The sequence below is a fragment of the Microbacterium sp. genome (genome assembly GCF_031178525.1).
Taxonomy (GTDB): Bacteria; Actinomycetota; Actinomycetes; order Actinomycetales; family Microbacteriaceae; genus Microbacterium.
In genome coordinates this window covers 1-1,729 of the sequence record NZ_JAPSJA010000390.1, presented here as the reverse complement: position 1 = coordinate 1,729, position 1,729 = coordinate 1, and the positions used below count along the sequence as shown (strand labels likewise).

Here is a 1,729-nt window from a genome sequence, read left to right as displayed (position 1 = left end):
GGTGCGGGACGCCGCACCCCAGGGGCTTCCCATCCTGCACCGCGTACCCTGGAAGCATGACCGACATCCCCCGCACGCGCGAGACGCGCCCCGCGACAGCGCCCGCGTCGTCCCGTTCGGGGGCGGTGCGCGAGACGCGCGCACCTCAGGTGCGCCCTGCGACGGAGGGGTGGACGCAGCAGAAGGATGCCGAGGGGCGCCCGCTGCTGCAGTTCGCCAGCCCCAAGCGCGGCAAGCCGCCCGTGCACCTCGCCGATCTCACTCCGGCGGAGCGCGTGGAGAAGGTCAAGGAGCTCGGCCTTCCCGGATTCCGCGCGAAGCAGCTGTCCACCCATTACTTCCGCCACTACACCTCCGACCCGGAGCAGATGACCGACCTTCCCGCCGGCATCCGCTCCGAGCTCGTCGCCGGCCTCCTGCCGCCGCTGCTCACCGAAGTCCGCCGCCTGGAGACCGACCGTGGCGACACGATCAAGTTCCTCTGGCGTCTGCACGACGGCGCCCTCGTGGAGTCGGTGCTCATGCGCTATCCGGGGCGCATCACGCTGTGCGTGTCCAGCCAGGCCGGCTGCGGCATGAACTGCCCGTTCTGCGCGACCGGACAGGCGGGGCTCACCCGCAACATGTCCACCGCGGAGATCATCGAGCAGATCGTCCGCGCGAACCGGCTGATCGCCGAGGGCGGGCTCGGCGGCAAGAAGGCCGACGACCACAGCATGGAGCGCGTCTCGAACATCGTCTTCATGGGCATGGGCGAGCCGCTCGCCAACTACAAGCGCGTCATGGACGCGGTGCGCAGCATGGTCGCCCCGCAGCCCGACGGGCTGGGGATGAGCGCCCGCGGCATCACCGTGTCGACGGTGGGCCTCGTTCCGGCGATCAAGAAGCTCGCCGACGAGAACATCCCCGTCACCTTCGCCCTCTCGCTGCATGCTCCGGACGACCATCTGCGCGACGAGCTCATCCCGGTGAACTCCCGCTGGAAGGTCGACGAGGCCCTCGACGCGGCCCGCGAGTACTACGAGAAGACCGGCCGCCGGGTCTCGATCGAGTACGCCCTGATCAAGGACATGAACGATCACGCCTGGCGCGCCGACCTCCTCGCCGACAAGCTCAACGCGCGCGGACGCGGCTGGGTGCATGTGAACCCGATCCCGCTGAATCCCACGCCCGGGTCCATCTGGACCTCATCGGACAAGGACGTGCAGGACGAGTTCGTCCGGCGGCTCAACGACGCCGGCATCCCGACCACACTCCGCGACACCCGCGGCAAGGAGATCGACGGCGCCTGCGGGCAGCTCGTCGCGACGACGGAGGACGAGGCCGCCTCGGCGGCCATGGGCTGATCTGTCGGCATCCCAACCTGTGAGCCGCTCGCAGGCCACTTCCACGGGATGCACAGGAGCGTTTTCATACGGTTGAGGGATGCCCTATTCCGTTCACCGACCCGGGCGACTCGACTCCCAGGGACGGATCGTCCTCGACAGCGACCCGAACGCCGACACGGACGACCTCGAGTTCCTGCGCGAGTTCGAGCCCACCGGCGCAGACCTGCCGACGAGTCCGCAGGGCGACCCGCGGACGGACGAGACGCCTGACCAGCACGCCACCACACGGCCCGTTCGCGAACCGCGGGAGCGGCGACCCCGACGCGTGCGCCGTCCGCGCACGCCCGGTTCGCGCCTGCGCACTCTGGCGATCCTCGGCGGCGCCGAAGGGGAGATCCTCG

General features: G+C 70.0%; 1 protein-coding gene and 1 pseudogene. Both read left to right on the top strand.

Annotated elements, in window-relative coordinates:
- Window positions 1-56 precede the first annotated feature (56 nt).
- Window positions 57-1,346, top strand: a complete 1,290-nt coding sequence (rlmN, locus tag RIF89_RS14735; RefSeq protein ID WP_309069820.1) for a 23S rRNA (adenine(2503)-C(2))-methyltransferase RlmN — start codon at window positions 57-59, stop codon at window positions 1,344-1,346.
- Window positions 1,347-1,425: 79 nt separating this feature from the next.
- Window positions 1,426-1,729 (top strand): annotated as a pseudogene (locus RIF89_RS14730) (DUF4407 domain-containing protein); the annotation flags it as partial.

Bases quoted from the DNA above. Each gene is read 5' to 3' on its own strand.
- rlmN (WP_309069820.1), top strand. From the start codon at position 57: ATGACCGACATCCCCCGCACGCGCGAGACGCGCCCCGCGACAGCGCCC.